This window comes from Achromobacter sp. SIMBA_011, assembly GCF_046535435.1.
In the GTDB taxonomy this organism is placed as follows: domain Bacteria; phylum Pseudomonadota; class Gammaproteobacteria; order Burkholderiales; family Burkholderiaceae_B; genus Achromobacter; species Achromobacter dolens.
Genome location: NZ_JAWRWN010000001.1, coordinates 398,799 through 416,283, shown reverse-complemented (window position 1 = coordinate 416,283; position 17,485 = coordinate 398,799). Strand labels below are relative to the sequence as shown.

Genomic DNA, 17,485 nt, shown 5'->3' with positions numbered 1-17,485 from the left:
GCTCAAGCGTACTCTTGGTAATGCCCGCCCCACAGCACGGACAGTTTTCCATAGTTGGCACAGGCGCGGCCCAGCCAGTGCACCGCGTGATGCCGGCCCAGCGGCCACGATACCAGCGCCAGGATGCCCGCGACCGCCATCTGCGCCAGCGCCCGCGCATAGAACGCCACGCGGCGCATGATCGCGGGGCGACGGTCGCGCAGGCGGCCGGCCTCGAAGTGGATGGCGAAATCCTGGCCGCCACGCAGGGCGCGCTTCAGGATCCAGCCGGTGCGCATCCGGCTCTCGGGCACGGGCTCCGTCACATACGCCTCGTCGCACCAGATCACGCGCGCGCCCTGGCCCATCAGGCGCATCAACAGGTCGCCATCCTCGCCACCGGTCAGGCCGTAGGCGGGATTGAAGACCTGCTCCTGGCGCCGCAGCCACGTGGCGGCAATGAAGCAATTGCCGGTACGCACCGCGTTGCGCGGCAAGACTTCGCCGGTACGAAAACGTGGCCAGTCGTAGAAGCGGCCTCGCCGTATCCAGGCCGGCGCGGTTGGCGGAATCTCCGGCACGACTGGCGCCTGCACCACGTCGGCGCCATGATCGCGGGCCGCCGCGGCCAGCAGTGCCAGCCACTGGGCCGGCGCGCGCTCGTCATCGTCGATCATCGCCAGCCAGTCGCCGCGCGCCAACGAGACCGTCATATTGCGGGTCAACGAAATATTCTTCTCGGGCTGGATGGCGTAGTCCAGCGCGACGCCCTGGGCCGCGAAGGCCGCGCGCCGAGCCTCGACCACGGCGCGCGCGCTGCCCTCGGCATCGTTGTCCACCACCACGATCTGCGCGGGCCTCAAGGTCTGCGCCGCAATATCGCCCAGCAGCAGGTCCAGCATCACCGGACGGCGGTAGGTGGCGATGCACACACTGATGGGGCCGGTGCTCATGGCGTTTCCTCGAAAACCAGTTCATACCAGGGGCTGGCGCCGTCATCGCGGGTCTGCACCCGCACGCGCACGCCATCGGTGCCCGAGGTCGCATCGGCGGCAGGCAGCGCCGCCCGGCGCCGGCCTTCGCCATCCAGCGGATAGACCGACAACCGGCCGGTGCGCGGCGCCAGGCCCAGCATGGCCGGCGTACGGTGCAGCCAGGCTGGCGAGCGTGTGGCGTAGCTGCCGGACGGCCCCGGCGAACCGGCGTCCGGCTCCAGCGTCGACCAGGCGCCCTGGCCGCGATAGGGCACCCGCAGCTTGGGCCGGGCCGGCATCGACCCCGGCTGCGTGCCGGTGGTGTCGTTGCCCAGGCCCAGCAGCATATGCCGCGACCGCGCCAGCGGCTGGCCGTCCAGCGGCGTAAGCATGGCGCTGGCCGCGCCCGCCGCGTCGAACTGCATCCAGACGGACGAACCGCCGATGCGGCCGCTGCCCACCGTGCCGAACACGGCCCACAGGGCCGGCGCGTCGATCACGATGCGGCCCGCCGACGCGTCGTGGCTCAGCAAGGGCGTCGCGTTCGCCAGGCTCGGCAGCGCCGCATCGGGGGCCGCGGCCAGGTCCAGTCCCACGCGGCCCCGCAACGCCCATTGCGGCTTTACGCCCAGGCCATCAGCCAGCCCGGTGGTGATTGCATCGAAGCGCCGGTCGGCGCCGAGCTGCAGGCGCTGCCGCGGCCCCACCGGCAGGGTGATCGCGTCTGGCAGCGCGGCCAACAGCGGCTGACGGAACAACCGCGCGCTCTGGCCCGCCAGCGCCATGCGTCCCCAGTCGCCGCTCAGGGCGAAGCGCGACGGCGATTGCGGCAGCCGCTGGGCGTCGCTGTAATCGAAATAGAACAGGCCATCCCAGTCCTGAAGGGCGCCGACCGCGCTCATCAGCGGCAGGATCTCGGCGCCGCGGGGGTTGGGGAAGGGCTGGTTGAATTCGCTGACCACGAAGGGCCGCTTGGCATCGCGCCGCAGCGACAGGGCCAGCACGCGGTCGAACTCGTTGCCGCTGGCGCTCAGGTCCGGGATGCGCCAGTCATTATCGGCGCGGATGTCAGGATGCCCGACGTAGAAGTGCTCATCGATATAGTCCATGGCGACCTGGGAATCGAAATTCAGCAGGCCGCCATAGCCCATCTGCGTGCCGGTCACCGGCACCCGCGGATCGGCGCTCTCATGCACCACGCGGCGCAGGCGCTCGAAATAGGCCTGGTCGGTCGCCGCCAGGAACGACAGGAAATCGCGTTCCCGCAGATCCACCTTGGCATCGCTGCCGAACAGCGCGTTGACGCGCCGCGCGATCCCCGAACGCAACTGCGCCAGGCCGCTCTCGTAGAGCGGCTGCTGTTGGCCCGGCACCGGGAACTCGACCGCGTTGTCGTTGCCGCCCGCGCAGCCGCCCCAGGCCGCGCAGGCCTGCGCCAGCGACCCATGGCGCAGCATAAGCCAGGCGCGCCACTGCCTGCGCAATTCAGGCGCATAGGCCGACGGAATCGCCGCGAGCCAATCCGGTCCCAGCCAGGCCGCCAGCAGCGACGACTCATTATTGAGCTCGACCATGGCGAGCGCCGGATTGTCTTTCAGGCCCAGCGCCTGGATCAGCCGTCGCGCATAGTCTTCCTGCATCGCGATCAGGCGCGGGTCGTACACATGGATCGGCGCTGTCAGCGGCGGCATCTCCGCGCCGCCATCCAGCGCCGGCAACCCATCCACCCGCGGGCGGAAGCGATAGCCCACGTGCAGGTTCAGGTTGACGTAGATGCCCTCGCGCGCCAGCGCCTCGATCAGTCCGCGCAGCCGCGCCACCGCCGTCGGGCTGAACGTCGGAAACGGCCCCGTCGTCAGGATGCTGATCGGTGCGTCCGGGTAGTCCGACGGCAGCGAATCCAGATGATGCAGGCGCACCGCGTTGAAACCCAGCTTGCGCAGTTGCCGCGCCAGCACGGCGGCCTCGACCGGATCGGGGAAGTTGGCGCCGAACGTCAGGTTCACGCCGAACAAGCGCACCCGCGCATCGTCGGCCGTTCCAGGCAGGCCGTCGGCGCCGACGCGATAGAAATGCCCGTCGCGCACGACAATGCGCGAGGCCGCGTCCAGCGGCCGATTCAGCGCCGACACATCCGGCGCGCCGGACAGCGCCGCCAGGTTCATCTCGAACCCGAACCAGCCGCCGGGCGCCGCCGCCGCGGCGCTCATCACCCACGCCAGCGCCAGGGCCGGGGCCAGCACGGCGCGCCAGCGCTTCATGCCTCGCGCTCCCGGCGCACGGCATAGGACCGCGCGGCGGCGGCGCGGACAGGCGGTGGCGCCGGCTTGGACGCCGCCGCCGCGCGCTGCCGCCAGCGTTCCATCGCCAGGCGGCCGCTGATCGCCAGCGACGAATAGATGAACATGATGTTCTGGAAATTGGTGTCCCGCAGAATCTGGCTTTCCGAGAAATTACTGACCATGATCGTCACGCAGATGCCCAGGTGCATCGCCGCGTCCTCGCGGTCGATCTTGAACAGGCGCATGATGCTGACCACGTGCCACAGCAGGCACCCCAGGAACAGCCCCATGCCGACCTGGCCCAGGTCCAGCAGGATATCGATATAGCCGTTGTGCGCCTGTCCCGGCAGCCAGCCCAGCTTGTCGGCGATGAACTGCGCCGGACCGCCTTCGCCCACCCAGAAGGCGCTGTAGCCGATGCCCCAGACGGGATGCCGCTGGATGGCCAGGTCCACCAGCGCCCAGATCTCGCCGCGGCCCGTCAGGTCATTGCTCTTGTTGAACAGCGACGTGACCACCAGCACCAGATCGTCGATACGCGGCATGCGGCCCACCGCCACGTAGAACATCAGCAGGAAGTACAGCGCCACCAGCAGCGCGGCCAGCATCAGGATCTGCCCGGTATGGCGGCCGCCGAAAAACCGCTTGCGCGTCAGCAGGTAGACCCCGGCGCCCAACCCCGTCACCAGCATGGCCGTCGCGCTCTTGGCCATCACCAGCATGAACACGCTGAACAGCAGCCCCACCGCGCTCAGGCGCCGGATCGACGGCGTCATCAGCCATTCGCGCAACCACAGCAGCACGGCGAAGCCGGCAATCGAGCCCAGCATGTTCTTCTGCCACGTGATGCCGCGCCAGGCGTTGCCCAGCAGGGTGTCCACCCCCATGCTCGGGATGAACACCGCCACCAGGCACGACAGCACCAGCACGATCGTGTACGTGCCCAGGATGACGCGCAGGAACTGGCGCGGATTGCTGAAGGGCGGCGCCACGGTCAGCCCAATCAGCACCAGCCCCGCGAAAATGATGGTGCGCTTGATCGTGATGTCCGGATAGGGCGACCAGGTCGCGCTGACCAGGCAATAGAGCACCAGCAGCATCAGGAACAGATTGGACGCGCGCAGGTTCATGAGCGCCGGGCGGACGTGGTGCCAGAGCACGAACAACGCGCCCAGGAACAGCGACCCGTACTGCACCTGGCGCAGCATCGAACCCTGCTCGATGGTGTGATTGGCCTCCGGACCTACCGCGTTGACCGACAGCGTGTCGGGCACGATGGCGAACAGCAGGCTCAGCCCCACCAGCAGCCAGACGGCCCAGCGATCGCCTCGGCTCTGTCCGCCAACCGCCACGACCGCGGGCGCGCCCATGGCCGTTCCCCTCAACGCCGCAGCCGCGCCGGCAGCAGCGCGCGCAGCCGGTCCTTCCAGCCACGCGGCGCATCCGGCTCGTATTCGTTGTAGACCGTGCCCAGCACGCGCACGCCGGCCGTCTCCAGCACCTCCGCGGTCCGCGTCAGGGCGCTCAGCGACGTCACGTCCTTGCGCGCCACCAGCACACAGGCATCCACCTGGCGCGCGATGCTTTGCGCGTCCGAGGAATGGGTCGCCGCCGGCGTGTTCACGATGAAGATCTCATACTGGTCGGCATAAGCGGCCAGCAGCCGGTCCAGCGCCGGCTCGCGCAGCAGTTCGGCGGGGTTGGGCGGTTGGGGCCCGGCGTCCAGTACGCCCAACGTCGGAAAACCCGGCACGGCGCGGCTGTCGCCAGCCGGCGCGCGTCCCGCCAGGATCGAGGACAGGCCCGCGCCGCTGGCGGCGCCCAGAATGTCATCCTGGCCGCTGGCGCGCAGGTTGGCATTGACCAGCAGCGTGCGGCGGCCGGTCTGCGCGAACGCCAGCGCCAGGCTGGCCGACAGGTAGGCGCGGCCCTCGCTGTCATCCGGGCTCACCACCGCCACCGCGATGCGCGGCAGGTCTTCCAGGCGGATCGAGATTTCGGCGCGCACCTGGCGGATCGCCTCGGCCTCCCGGCTGAATGGCGCCGCCGCGATCGCGAGCTGGATGTCGCCATGCTGGGCCGAGGCGTAGTCATAGCGGTATTGCTCGGCCAGCACCGACTGCACGCGCGCTTCCGACACGAAGCCGAGCTTCACGGCGGCCTGGCCAAAGCGCAGGCGCTCGGCCTGCTGCAGTTGGACCACGTGCTGCACCTGGTCCTCGGTCAGCAGGCCCAGGCGCACGAAGCGCTCGCCCATCTTCTCGCCCGGCACGGTATCGGGCGCCTGGTTCGAAGCGGGTTCGCCAGCCTGTTGCTGGTTGAGGCGGTCAAACAGAGGGCGCAGCGTGGAATCGCTCATGACGTCACCGTCGCGGGAGTCGGGTTGCGGCCGATGCGGCCCAGAACGGGCTGCCGCGTATTGCGCTCCAGGTCTTCGGCGCAGCGGATGCGGCGGCGGCTCAGCTCCAGCAGCATCGCCAGCGCCAGGCCCGCCAGCAGGCCCACCACCAGGCCCAGCGCCAGGCTGCTGCGCACCTTCGGGCGCGATGGCGAAGTCGGCACATCGGCCGCGCGCAGCACCGCCAGGTTGGGTAGGGAAATATTGCTGGCCATCAGGATACTGTCGTACTTCTGCAGCGCGGTCTGGTAAACCTGCTCGACGCCGGCGAACTGGCGCCGGTAGGCCGCGATGCGATCGCGCTTGGCCATCTGGTCCAGGACCTTGGCGCGCTGCGCATCGATATCGCGCTGCAGCGCCGCCTTCTGCGTCTGCAGGCGTTCCAGCTCGCCGCGCTGCGCCTCGATGGCGGCCTTGGACTGGCGCGAGATATCAGCCAGCATCTGCGAGCGTTGCGCCAGCAGCCCCGCCACGGTCGGGTGCCTCGGCCCCAGCGAGCCGCGCAATTGGCCGAGCTGGTGATCCACCACCGTCAGGCCGTTGCGCAGATCGTTGATGGGCGCAATCTGCCCCACCTCGGGCAGATCCTCAGGACGGATGCCGCTCTTGAGCAGGCGTTCTGTGGTTTCGTTGCGCGCCTTTGCCGCCTCCAATTGCGCGTCCAGCGTCAGCATTGACGTCGTCATGTCGTTGAGCGTGCGCACGTCGATATCGCCGCCGGTCTGTTCCGTGTCGACGATGCCGGTTTCCTGCTGGTAGCGCGTCAGCTTGTCCTGGATGGCGTCGACTTCGCCGCGCAACTGCTCGAGCTGCGCCGTGTACTGTTCGCTGCGCGCGCGGGCAGCCGCCGACGAGATGTTCTGGCTGACCGCCAGGTAGGAATTGACCACCGCGTTGGTGAATTCGCGCGCCTTCTGCGGCGTATTGGCGGAGAACGACACCGTCAGCACCCGGCTGTTCTGCTGCTTGACCACCTCCAGGTTGCGGCGGATGTAGTCCACAAGGTCGTTGTGCGCCTTGGTGCCCTGCGCCGCGTCCGGCCCCGACAGCAGCTCCAGGGTCGAGATCACGTGGTCCGCGACCGCCTGGCTGCGGATCATGTCGATCTGCGTCTGCATATAGCTTTCGTCGAGCAGCGCCGAAAACGAGCGTCCGTTGATCGGGTCGTTTTCGCGGTAGTCGATGAAGACGTCCGACGATGCCGTCCACACGCGCGGCAGCACCAGCAGCAGCAGGCAGGTCAACGCCAGCGTGGCCAGGGTCACCCGGGCGATCAACCTCGCGCGGGCGGCCAGCATTGCCCACACCTGATTCAACGAGAGCAGACTGTATTCGGGAGTCACGGCGGGATCTGGAGTCAGCGTGGCGTAATGACTGATTCTACCGGAGAGTCCGATCTGGGGGCCAGATGGGAAAAATACCGGAAATAAAACGCCCGATGACGGTATTTATGGCAAAAAAAAGGCAAGGGCCTGGACCCTTGCCTTTCTAGCCTGGAACGGCGGACCGCTCCAACAGCTTTCACTTAGATGATACGTGCGGCTTCAACCAGACGCACCACGCGCCACGACTTCGAGCGCGAGATGGGACGGCCTTCAGCGATTTCAACCGTATCGCCTTCGTTGTACTGGTTCGACTCATCGTGCGCCTTGTACTTCGCGGAACGCATGATGATCTTGCCGAAGATGGGGTGCTTGACGCGGCGTTCGACCAGAACGACGACAGTCTTGTCCATCTTGTTGCTGACGACCTTGCCGACCAGCGTACGCTGGCGCTTGGCCACTTGGGTGTTTTGGGTTTCGCTCATCTTTATTTCCCTGCCTTCTCGGTCAGCAAGGTACGCACGCGCGCGATGTCGCGGCGCACGTTACGCAGCTGGCTGGTGTTGGCAAGCTGCTGCGTGGCCTTCTGCATACGCAGACCGAATTGCGCCTTCAGCAGGCTTTCGAGCTCTTTGCCGAGCTCGGCGGCGTCTTTCGAACGGAGTTCGCTGGCTTTCATGTCTTAGTACTCCTTAAGCACCGATATGACGCGCGACGAACGTGGTCGAAATCGGCAGCTTGGCAGCGGCCAGGCGGAAAGCTTCACGCGCGAGCTCTTCGCTAACCCCTTCCATTTCGTAGAGCACCTTGCCGGGCTGAATCTCGGCGACCCAGTACTCCGGGTTGCCCTTACCGTTACCCATACGGACTTCGGCAGGCTTTTGCGAGATGGGCTTGTCCGGGAAAATGCGAATCCAGATGCGGCCGCCGCGCTTGATGTGACGGTTGATGGCACGACGAGCGGCTTCGATCTGGCGAGCGGTCAGACGGCCACGGCCGGTGGCCTTCAGACCGAATTCGCCGAACGACACGTGGGTGCCACGGGTCGCCAGACCGGTGTTGCGGCCCTTCTGCTCTTTGCGATACTTTCTGCGAGAGGGTTGCAGCATGGTTATTCTCCTTCAGGCGCCGGAGCAGCGTCCGCCTTGCGGGGACCACGGCCACGACCACCCGGACGACCGGTGCGAGCACCGTCCGGACGATCACCACGCGGAGCGCGGCGCGGACGACGTTCTTCTTCACGCGGGGCGGCGGTTTCCGGCGGCAGTTCGCCGTTGGCCAGCATGTCGCCCTTGTAGACCCAGACCTTGATGCCGATCACGCCGTACGTGGTGTGGGCTTCGGAGGTGCCGTAGTCGATGTTGGCCTTGAGGGTGTGCAGCGGCACACGGCCTTCGCGATACCACTCGGTGCGAGCAATTTCGATACCGTTCAGACGGCCCGAGCTCATGATCTTGATGCCTTGGGCACCCAGACGCATGGCGTTCTGCATCGCGCGCTTCATGGCGCGGCGGAACATGATGCGCTTCTCGAGCTGTTGCGAGATCGAGTCGGCGATCAGTTGAGCATCGGTTTCCGGCTTGCGGATTTCTTCGATGTTGACGTGCACGGGCACGCCCATCAGGCGCTGCAGATCAGCCTTCAGGCTTTCGATGTCTTCGCCGCGCTTGCCGATCACCACGCCCGGACGAGCCGAGTAGACGGTGATGCGGGCATTCTTGGCGGGACGCTCGATGATCACGCGACCGACGGAGGCGCTCTTGAGCTTCTTCTTCAGGTACTCGCGGACGCGGATGTCTTCGGCCAGCATGCTGCCGAATGCCTTGTCGTCGGCGAACCAACGCGAGGACCAATTACGGGTGACCGCGAGACGGAACCCAGTGGGGTGAATTTTCTGACCCATCGTGACTCCTTAAGCTCCGACCTTGACCGTGATGTGGCAGGTCTGCTTCTCGATACGGTTGCCGCGGCCCTTGGCGCGAGCGGAGAAGCGCTTCATCGACTGAGCCTTGTCCACGAAGATCGTGGTGACTTTCAGTTCGTCGATATCGGCGCCGTCGTTGTGCTCGGCGTTGGCGATGGCGGACTCGACAGCCTTCTTCAGGATGGCGGCGGCCTTCTTCGGCGAGAAGGTGAGGATCTCGAGCGCACGGCCGACCTTCTGGCCGCGGATCAGATCCGCAACCAGACGCGTCTTTTGAGCGGAGATGTGAACCCCACGGATAATGGCAGTAGTTTCCATCGCTTACCTCTTCGCCTTCTTGTCCGCGGCGTGACCCTTGAACGTACGGGTCAGCGCGAACTCGCCCAGCTTGTGACCGACCATGTTCTCGTTGATGTAAACGGGAACATGCTGCTTGCCGTTGTGCACAGCGATCGTCAGACCGATGAACTCGGGCAGGATCGTCGAGCGACGCGACCAGGTCTTGATCGGCTTCTTGTCTTTGCCCGCGACGGCCGTGTCCACCTTTTTGATCAGGTGAGCATCGACAAACGGGCCTTTCTTGATCGAACGTGACATAGTGTTCGCCTCTTACTTGCGCTTGCGCCGTTGGACGATCATATTGTTCGTCCGCTTGTTGCGACGGGTCTTGTAACCCTTCGCCGGGGTGCCCCACGGGCTGACCGGTTCGCGTGCTTCACCGGTACGGCCTTCACCGCCACCGTGCGGGTGGTCGACCGGGTTCATGGCCACGCCACGAACCGTCGGGCGGACACCGCGCCAACGCATTGCACCGGCCTTGCCGATTTGGCGCAGGCTGTGTTCTTCGTTACCGACTTCACCGATGGTGGCACGGCATTCGATGTGCACACGGCGGACTTCACCCGAGCGCAGACGCACTTGAGCGTAGGTGCCTTCGCGAGCCAGCAGGACGGCGGAAGCGCCGGCCGAACGGACCATCTGGGCACCCTTGCCGGGCAGCATTTCGACGCAGTGAATCGTCGTACCCACCGGGATGTTGCGGATCGGCAGCGTGTTGCCGGCGCGGATCGGGGCTTCGATGCCCGAGATCAGCGTGGCGCCCACTTCCAGGCCGCGCGGAGCGATGATGTAGCGACGCTCGCCGTCGGCGTAGCACAGCAGAGCGATGTGCGCCGTACGGTTCGGGTCGTATTCCAGACGCTCGACCTTCGCGGGGATGCCATCCTTGTCGCGACGGAAGTCGACGACACGGTAATGTTGCTTGTGACCGCCGCCACGGTGGCGGATCGTGATGTGACCGTTGTTGTTACGGCCCGAACCACGGGTCTTCTTTTCCAGCAGCGGCGCGTAGGGCTCACCCTTGTGCAGGTTCGGGCTGACAACCTTCACCATGCCACGGCGGCCAGCCGAAGTCGGCTTAACTTTTACGAGGGCCATTTACTTCACCTCCGCAAAGTCGATTTCCTGGCCGTCCTTGAGCGAGACGTAGGCCTTGCGCTCATTGCGGCGGCGGCCAACGAATCGGCCAAAGCGCTTGACTTTGCCCTTACGGTTGAGGACCTGCACGGACTCGACCTGCACCTTGAAGAGCAGTTCGACGGCAGCCTTGATTTCCGGCTTGGTAGCGTCAGCCACGACACGGAAAGCGACTTGCTGATTCTTCTCAGCGACGAACGTGGCCTTTTCGGTCACGATCGGAGCCAGAATGACTTGCATCAAGCGTTCAGCGTTCATCCCAGCATCTCCTCGAGTTGAGCGATGGCCGGCTTGGTGATCAGCACTTTCTTGTAGTGGACCAGCGACAACGGATCGGCATAACGGGGCTCGACAACGGCAACGTGCGGCAGGTTGCGGGTGGCGAGGTAAACATTTTCATCAACGTTGTCGGTGATGATCAGGACCGAATCCAGGCCCAGGCTCTTCAGCTTTGCAGCGGCGGCCTTGGTCTTGGGCGATTCCAGATCGAACGATTCGACGACGGCGATGCGGTCTTCGCGAGCCAGTTGCGACAGGATCGAGCGGATCCCGGCGCGGTACATCTTCTTGTTGACCTTCTGGCTGAAGTTCTCTTCCGGCGAGTTCGGGAAAATCCGACCACCGCCACGCCACAGCGGCGACGAGGTCATACCGGCGCGAGCGCGGCCGGTACCCTTCTGGCGCCAGGGCTTCTTGGTCGAGTGCTTGACTTCCGAGCGATCCTTCTGAGCGCGGTTGCCGGCACGGGCGTTGGCTTGGAAAGCCACCACGATCTGATGAATCAGCGCTTCGTTGAAGTCACGGCCGAAGATCGTGTCGGGCGCGCTGAAAGTCGCGGCCTGACCTTGGTCGTTCAGGAGCTTGAGATCCATTTACTTACGCTCCCTTCTTGGCCGGGGCCTTGATGGCCGGACGCACGACGATATCGGCGCCAGCGTGGCCGGGGACAGCGCCCTTGACCAGCAGCAGGCCGCGCTCCACGTCAACGCGAACGACGTCGAGGTTTTGAACGGTGCGGGTGACATCACCCAGGTGACCCGCCATGCGCTTACCCGGGAAAATACGGCCCGGATCTTGAGCTTGGCCGATCGAGCCGGGAACGCGGTGCGAACGGGAGTTACCGTGCGAGGCGCGTTGCGAGCCGAAGTTGTGGCGCTTGATGGTACCGGCAAAGCCCTTACCAATGGTGGTGCCCGTGACGTCGACCTGTTGGCCGGCTTCGAACACCGATTCCACGGCGATCACGGAACCCGCCGCAAATTCAGCGGCGCGGGCGGGATCAAGGCGGAATTCTTTGAGGATGCTACCGGCTTCAACGCCGGCCTTGGCGTAGTGGCCCGTTTGTGCTTGCGGCACGCGCGAGGCGCGACGAGCGCCATAAGCCACCTGGATCGCGGCGTAGCCGTCGGTTTCCAGCGACTTAACTTGGGTCACGCGGTTGTTCGACACGTCCAGCACGGTCACCGGGATGGATTCACCTTCCTCGGTAAAAATGCGGGTCATGCCGACCTTGCGACCCACCAGCCCCAGCCGGTGAGCGGCGGGCGTGGGTGTCGAATTCGACATCGTTTTCTCCATTCCCGACTGCGATTGGTCGGGGCTAATCAGGCAAAAGGTAACGGCCTTTGCCCTACGACTATGTTCAACCTGGCTTGGGGTTGCCGGCCCGGAAAATCCCGGACTTGCGCGCGCCTCACCATAGTTAGACCTGCCACAAAATGGCAAGCTTGGCATATTAGCACGTTTTTTTCAGGCAGCACAAGCACTTAGCGTGAAAAGGCGCCTGCCCTGCCCCCGGCGCGCCAGGCTGTGGCGCAAAAACAAATGGCCGCAGTCCCGAAGGATTGCGGCCATTCTGCACAAGTCCACTGGCGAAGGTAGCGGACTCGCGATACGCCTTACTGCAGCGCGATTTCGACGTCGACGCCAGCCGGCAGGTCCAGACGCATCAGGGCGTCAACGGTCTTGTCGGTGGGATCAACGATGTCCATCAGGCGCTGATGGGTACGGATTTCGAACTGGTCGCGCGACGTCTTGTTGACGTGCGGCGAACGCAGCACGTCGTAACGGCGAATACGCGTGGGCAGCGGCACCGGGCCGCGGACAACGGCGCCCGTGCGCTTGGCGGTGTCGACGATTTCAGCGGCCGATTGATCGATCAGCTTGTAATCGAAAGCCTTCAAGCGGATACGGATCTTTTGGTTTTTCATGGCGTTTCCTAAAGAACGAGAGGCGAGGGCTTTGATTCGCCCCCGCTGGTTGTGTGCTGCTTACGTGATCCGGATTACTTCAGGATCTTGGCGACGACGCCGGCGCCGACGGTACGACCGCCTTCACGGATGGCGAAACGCAGGCCTTCTTCCATGGCGATCGGGGCCAGCAGCTTGACGGTCATCGTCACGTTGTCGCCCGGCAGGACCATTTCCTTGTCGGCCGGCAGGTCGATCGTGCCGGTCACGTCCGTCGTGCGGAAGTAGAACTGGGGACGATAGCCGTTGAAGAACGGGGTGTGGCGGCCGCCTTCTTCCTTGGACAGGATGTACACCTCGGAGGTGAAGTCCGTGTGCGGGGTGATCGAGCCCGGCTTGGCCAGAACCTGGCCGCGCTGGACGTCTTCACGCTTGGTGCCGCGCAGCAGGATGCCCACGTTGTCGCCGGCTTGACCTTGGTCCAGCAGCTTGCGGAACATTTCCACGCCGGTGCAGGTCGTCTTGACCGTCGGGGTGATACCGACGATTTCGATTTCTTCGCCAACCTTGATCACGCCGCGCTCGATACGGCCGGTCACCACGGTGCCGCGACCCGAGATCGAGAACACGTCTTCGACCGGCATCAGGAACGCGCCGTCAACGGCACGCTCGGGCGTCGGGATGTACGTGTCCAGGGCTTGGGCCAGCGACAGGATCGCTTGCTCGCCCAGTTCGCCCTTGTCGCCTTCCAGCGCCAGCTTGGCCGAACCCTTCACGATCGGGGTGTCGTCGCCCGGGAAGTCGTACTTGCTCAGCAGTTCGCGAACTTCCATTTCCACCAGCTCGAGCAGCTCGGCGTCGTCAACCATGTCGGCCTTGTTCAGGAAGACGATGATGTACGGCACGCCAACCTGGCGGCTCAGCAGGATGTGTTCACGCGTTTGCGGCATCGGGCCGTCAGCGGCCGACACGACCAGGATCGCGCCGTCCATCTGGGCGGCGCCCGTGATCATGTTCTTGACGTAGTCAGCGTGGCCCGGGCAGTCAACGTGCGCGTAGTGGCGCGTTTCCGTTTCGTACTCGACGTGGGCCGTGTTGATCGTGATGCCGCGAGCCTTTTCTTCAGGCGCCGCGTCGATCTGGTCGTAGCCCTTGGCTTCGCCGCCGAACTTGGTCGACAGAACGGTCGTGATGGCCGCCGTCAGGGTGGTCTTGCCGTGGTCGACGTGACCGATCGTGCCGACGTTCACGTGCGGCTTGGTGCGTTCGAACTTACCTTTTGCCATGATCTCTATCCTTTGACTTTCAAGGAAACTTTAATTTCTGCCGGGACCGCCCGGATGGGGCGGGCCCGGCAAAGGGTTATTTACTTGGCCCGAGCGGCGATGACTTCGTCAGCGACGTTCTTGGGGGCCTCGGAGTAATGCTTGAATTCCATCGTGTACGTGGCACGGCCTTGCGTCAGCGAACGCAGGTTCGTGGCGTAACCGAACATCTCGGCCAGCGGAACTTCGGCCTTGATGGTCTTGCCACCGCCGACCATGTCGTCCATGCCCTGGACCATGCCGCGACGCGAGGACAGATCGCCCATCACGGTACCGGCGTAGTCTTCAGGCGTTTCGACTTCAACGGCCATCATCGGTTCCAGCAGCACGGGGCTAGCCTTGCGCATGCCTTCCTTGAACGCCATCGAGCCGGCCATCTTGAACGCGTTTTCGTTCGAGTCCACATCGTGGTACGAACCGAAGAACAGCGTGACCTTGACGTCCACGACCGGGTAACCGGCCAGGATGCCGGCGGGCAGCGTTTCCTGGATGCCCTTGTCCACCGCGGGGATGAATTCGCGAGGAACCACACCGCCCTTGATGGCGTCGACGAACTCGTAGCCGCCACCCGGCTCGAGCGGTTCGACCTTCAGGACCACGTGACCGTACTGACCACGACCGCCCGACTGCTTGACGAACTTGCCTTCGACTTCTTCGCAGGTCTTGCGGATGGTTTCGCGGTAGGCCACCTGGGGCTTGCCGACGTTCGCTTCCACGCCGAATTCGCGCTTCATGCGGTCGACCAGAATTTCCAGGTGCAGCTCGCCCATGCCGGAAATGATGGTCTGGCCGGATTCTTCGTCGCTGCGCACGCGGAACGACGGATCTTCCTGAGCCAGACGCGACAGCGCCAGGCCCATCTTTTCCTGGTCAGCCTTCGACTTGGGTTCGACGGCCTGCGAAATCACGGGCTCGGGGAACTCCATGCGCTCGAGCAGGATGTGCGAATCGACGTCGCACAGCGTTTCGCCGGTCGTCACGTCCTTCAGGCCCACCACGGCGGCGATGTCGCCGGCCAGAACTTCCTTGATTTCCTCGCGGTTGTTCGCGTGCATCTGCAGGATGCGGCCGATACGTTCCTTCTTGCCCTTGATGGGGTTGTAGACCGTGTCGCCCGACTTCAGGACGCCCGAGTAGACGCGCACGAAGGTCAACTGACCCACGAACGGATCGCTCATCAGCTTGAAAGCCAGCGCCGAGAACTTCTCGTTGTCGTCGGCATTGCGGTTGATGGCGTTGCCATCGTCGTCCTGGCCGTCGACCGGGGGAATGTCCACGGGCGAAGGCAGGTAGTCGATGACCGCGTCCAGCATGCGCTGCACGCCCTTGTTCTTGAAGGCGGTGCCGCACAGCATCGGCTGGATTTCGCCAGCGATGGTGCGTTGACGGATGGCCAGGTTGATTTCGGCTTCGTCCAAGGAACCCGTTTCCAGGTACTTGTTCATCAGCTCTTCCGACGACTCGGCGGCGGCTTCAACCAGCTTTTCGCGCCATTCGGCGGCGGCGCCTTCCAGCTCGGCCGGAATGTCCTTGTAGTCGAACTTGGTGCCTTGGCTGGCTTCGTCCCAGATGATCGCCTTCATCTTGACCAGGTCGATCACGCCTTGGAACGTGTCTTCGGCGCCGATGGGGATCACGATGGGCACGGGGTTCGCGCGCAGACGCGTCTTCAACTGGTCATAGACCTTGAAGAAGTTCGCGCCGGTACGGTCCATCTTGTTGACGAACGCCAGACGCGGCACGCCGTACTTGTTGGCTTGACGCCACACGGTTTCGGACTGGGGCTGAACACCACCCACCGCGCAGTAGACCATGCAGGCACCGTCCAGGACGCGCATGGAACGTTCCACCTCGATGGTGAAGTCCACGTGCCCCGGGGTGTCGATGATGTTGATGCGGTGCTCGGGGTAGTTGCCGGCCATGCCACGCCAAAACGCCGTCGTAGCAGCCGACGTAATGGTGATGCCACGCTCTTGCTCTTGTTCCATCCAGTCCATGGTGGCGGCGCCATCATGCACTTCGCCAATCTTGTGATTGACGCCGGTGTAGAACAGGATACGTTCGGTCGTGGTGGTTTTCCCTGCATCGATGTGCGCAGAGATGCCAATGTTGCGATAGCGCTCGATCGGGGTTTTGCGGGCCATGGTGGGTTAGTCCTTAAATTACCAGCGGAAATGGCTGAAGGCCTTGTTGGCCTCGGCCATCTTGTGCGTGTCTTCGCGCTTCTTCATCGCGGCGCCACGACCTTCGGAGGCGTCGATCAGTTCGCCAGCAAGACGCAGATCCATCGACTTCTCGCCACGCTTCTTGGCGGCTTCACGGAGCCAACGCATAGCCAGGGCCAGGCGGCGCACGGGGCGCACTTCAACCGGCACTTGGTAGTTGGCACCGCCAACGCGGCGGCTCTTAACTTCGACGATCGGCTTGATGTTGTTGATCGCCAGGCTGAACACCTCGATCGGCTCCTTGCCGGTCTTGGTGGCGACTTGCTCGAGGGCACCGTAGACGATGCGCTCGGCGACGGCCTTCTTGCCGTCCAGCATGACGACGTTCATGAACTTGGCGAGCTCGACGCTGCCGAACTTGGGATCGGGCAGGATCTCGCGCTTGGGTACTTCGCGACGACGGGGCATTGTTGCTTCCTTGTGTCTGTTCAGTTGAACCGTGTTTCATTACACGGCCATGGCCGTCCAATAAGACGACCCCTTACGTGCCGCGCACCTTCCCATGTTCCGGATGGCGCGGTTGCACTTCCCTAATGACGGATGGCCGCCACGCGGGGGTACTGCTGATTCGCGTTGCGAATCCTTAGGCCTTCTTCGGGCGCTTGGCGCCGTACTTCGAGCGGGCTTGCTTGCGATCCTTGACGCCTTGCAGGTCGAGGGAACCGCGCACGATGTGATAACGCACACCGGGCAAGTCCTTCACACGACCGCCACGCACCAGAACCACCGAGTGCTCTTGCAGGTTGTGGCCTTCGCCGCCGATGTACGAAATGACTTCGTAACCGTTGGTCAGACGCACTTTGGCAACCTTACGCAGAGCGGAGTTCGGCTTCTTGGGGGTGGTGGTGTACACGCGAGTGCACACGCCGCGGCGTTGCGGGCAGTTTTCGAGCGCGGGGCTCTTGCTTTTGATGATGCTGACTTCGCGCGGCTTGCGCACGAGTTGGCTAATGGTAGGCATGACCTTTGAAATCCCTTTTACGTACCACTGGTAAGTACTTACGTACTCGTCTCTTCGAGTGATGACTCTCGGAGAAGGCGGCTCGCGCAAATCCGCCTCAAACGTTCAGATACGTAAAAGAGCGGGCTTGCCAACAAACCATGACAAACGCACAAACCGGATGCTTCGGAGATGGCGGCGTCGGTTGACGGGGGCTCGTGACGCACCCCTGTGGCCTTGGGCCGCCAAGCTGGGCGCGAAGGCTTTGCTTGGGATATGGCCGGACCTGTCTTCCTGGCGCCTCAAATGCCAGTCCTGGCATCGACTTTGCGCGCGATTAAAGCAGTAAGCCCTTTAGCATAGCTTAGATTCTGGCGCACTGTCAAAATCTTTTGTAAGCGTTGCGTGGGGACACGTTGGCGGCAAAAGACGGCCAGTTAGGCGCAGGTCC

20 protein-coding genes are annotated in these 17,485 nt (G+C 64.2%); all 20 read right to left on the bottom strand.

The genetic code is table 11. The features are described from left to right. Nucleotides 1–2: 2 nt before the first annotated feature. Complete coding sequence (locus tag SB816_RS01940) at nucleotides 3–932, bottom strand: glycosyltransferase family 2 protein (protein ID WP_410546449.1); 930 nt, start codon at nucleotides 930–932, stop codon at nucleotides 3–5. Further along, nucleotides 929–3,214: a capsular biosynthesis protein gene (locus SB816_RS01935; protein ID WP_410546448.1), complete on the bottom strand. Its 2,286-nt coding sequence runs from the start codon at nucleotides 3,212–3,214 to the stop codon at nucleotides 929–931. The genes SB816_RS01940 and SB816_RS01935 overlap by 4 nt, the downstream gene beginning before the upstream one ends. Beyond that, nucleotides 3,211–4,605 carry an O-antigen ligase family protein gene (locus SB816_RS01930; RefSeq protein WP_054500212.1) on the bottom strand — a complete coding sequence of 465 codons (1,395 nt, stop codon included), beginning with the start codon at nucleotides 4,603–4,605 and terminating at the stop codon, nucleotides 3,211–3,213. The genes SB816_RS01935 and SB816_RS01930 overlap by 4 nt, the downstream gene beginning before the upstream one ends. Before the next feature lie 11 nt (nucleotides 4,606–4,616). Then, the gene (locus tag SB816_RS01925) at nucleotides 4,617–5,594 is read right to left on the bottom strand and encodes a CpsD/CapB family tyrosine-protein kinase (protein WP_064527432.1); all 978 of its coding nucleotides are present in this window, start codon (nucleotides 5,592–5,594) and stop codon (nucleotides 4,617–4,619) included. After that, nucleotides 5,591–6,976, bottom strand: a complete 1,386-nt coding sequence (locus SB816_RS01920; protein ID WP_258955644.1) for a GumC family protein — start codon at nucleotides 6,974–6,976, stop codon at nucleotides 5,591–5,593. Before SB816_RS01920 ends, SB816_RS01925 begins: the two co-directional genes overlap by 4 nt. A 182-nt stretch (nucleotides 6,977–7,158) precedes the next feature. Then, the gene (rpsQ, locus tag SB816_RS01915) at nucleotides 7,159–7,440 is read right to left on the bottom strand and encodes a 30S ribosomal protein S17 (protein ID WP_006216549.1); all 282 of its coding nucleotides are present in this window, start codon (nucleotides 7,438–7,440) and stop codon (nucleotides 7,159–7,161) included. 2 nt (nucleotides 7,441–7,442) lie between these two features. After that, nucleotides 7,443–7,634, bottom strand: coding sequence for a 50S ribosomal protein L29 (gene rpmC / locus SB816_RS01910; protein ID WP_003806912.1), 192 nt, complete (start codon nucleotides 7,632–7,634; stop codon nucleotides 7,443–7,445). A 13-nt stretch (nucleotides 7,635–7,647) separates the two neighbouring features. After that, nucleotides 7,648–8,064 carry a 50S ribosomal protein L16 gene (gene rplP / locus SB816_RS01905; RefSeq protein WP_006389610.1) on the bottom strand — a complete coding sequence of 139 codons (417 nt, stop codon included), beginning with the start codon at nucleotides 8,062–8,064 and terminating at the stop codon, nucleotides 7,648–7,650. A gap of 2 nt (nucleotides 8,065–8,066) precedes the next feature. Continuing rightward, nucleotides 8,067–8,858, bottom strand: coding sequence for a 30S ribosomal protein S3 (gene rpsC / locus SB816_RS01900; RefSeq protein WP_006389609.1), 792 nt, complete (start codon nucleotides 8,856–8,858; stop codon nucleotides 8,067–8,069). Nucleotides 8,859–8,867: 9 nt separating this feature from the next. Then, nucleotides 8,868–9,197, bottom strand: a complete 330-nt coding sequence (gene rplV, locus SB816_RS01895; protein WP_006389608.1) for a 50S ribosomal protein L22 — start codon at nucleotides 9,195–9,197, stop codon at nucleotides 8,868–8,870. Between the two features lie 3 nt (nucleotides 9,198–9,200). Then, a complete protein-coding gene (rpsS, locus tag SB816_RS01890) occupies nucleotides 9,201–9,476 on the bottom strand; it encodes a 30S ribosomal protein S19 (RefSeq protein WP_006216555.1) in 276 nt (91 codons plus the stop codon). 12 nt (nucleotides 9,477–9,488) lie between these two features. Next, entirely contained in the window at nucleotides 9,489–10,316 is an 828-nt protein-coding gene (gene rplB / locus SB816_RS01885) for a 50S ribosomal protein L2 (protein WP_006389607.1), read from the bottom strand. Beyond that, entirely contained in the window at nucleotides 10,317–10,613 is a 297-nt protein-coding gene (gene rplW / locus SB816_RS01880) for a 50S ribosomal protein L23 (RefSeq protein ID WP_006216557.1), read from the bottom strand. Further along, nucleotides 10,610–11,227, bottom strand: a complete 618-nt coding sequence (gene rplD, locus SB816_RS01875) for a 50S ribosomal protein L4 (protein WP_006389605.1) — start codon at nucleotides 11,225–11,227, stop codon at nucleotides 10,610–10,612. The genes rplW and rplD overlap by 4 nt, the downstream gene beginning before the upstream one ends. Nucleotides 11,228–11,231: 4 nt before the next feature. Continuing rightward, nucleotides 11,232–11,921: a 50S ribosomal protein L3 gene (rplC, locus tag SB816_RS01870; RefSeq protein WP_006392074.1), complete on the bottom strand. Its 690-nt coding sequence runs from the start codon at nucleotides 11,919–11,921 to the stop codon at nucleotides 11,232–11,234. A 332-nt stretch (nucleotides 11,922–12,253) separates the two neighbouring features. After that, nucleotides 12,254–12,565 (bottom strand): 30S ribosomal protein S10, encoded by a 312-nt coding sequence (gene rpsJ, locus SB816_RS01865; RefSeq protein ID WP_003806903.1) that lies wholly within the window; start codon nucleotides 12,563–12,565, stop codon nucleotides 12,254–12,256. A 74-nt stretch (nucleotides 12,566–12,639) separates the two neighbouring features. Next, nucleotides 12,640–13,830 (bottom strand): elongation factor Tu, encoded by a 1,191-nt coding sequence (tuf, locus tag SB816_RS01860; protein WP_020925806.1) that lies wholly within the window; start codon nucleotides 13,828–13,830, stop codon nucleotides 12,640–12,642. Between the two features lie 80 nt (nucleotides 13,831–13,910). After that, on the bottom strand, nucleotides 13,911–16,013 hold the full coding sequence (gene fusA, locus SB816_RS01855; protein WP_054504556.1) for an elongation factor G: 2,103 nt from the start codon (nucleotides 16,011–16,013) through the stop codon (nucleotides 13,911–13,913). An 18-nt stretch (nucleotides 16,014–16,031) separates the two neighbouring features. Beyond that, nucleotides 16,032–16,502 (bottom strand): 30S ribosomal protein S7, encoded by a 471-nt coding sequence (rpsG, locus tag SB816_RS01850; protein ID WP_006389600.1) that lies wholly within the window; start codon nucleotides 16,500–16,502, stop codon nucleotides 16,032–16,034. A 175-nt stretch (nucleotides 16,503–16,677) separates the two neighbouring features. Further along, on the bottom strand, nucleotides 16,678–17,055 hold the full coding sequence (gene rpsL, locus SB816_RS01845) for a 30S ribosomal protein S12 (protein WP_005017264.1): 378 nt from the start codon (nucleotides 17,053–17,055) through the stop codon (nucleotides 16,678–16,680). Between the last annotated feature and the right edge of the window lie 430 nt (nucleotides 17,056–17,485).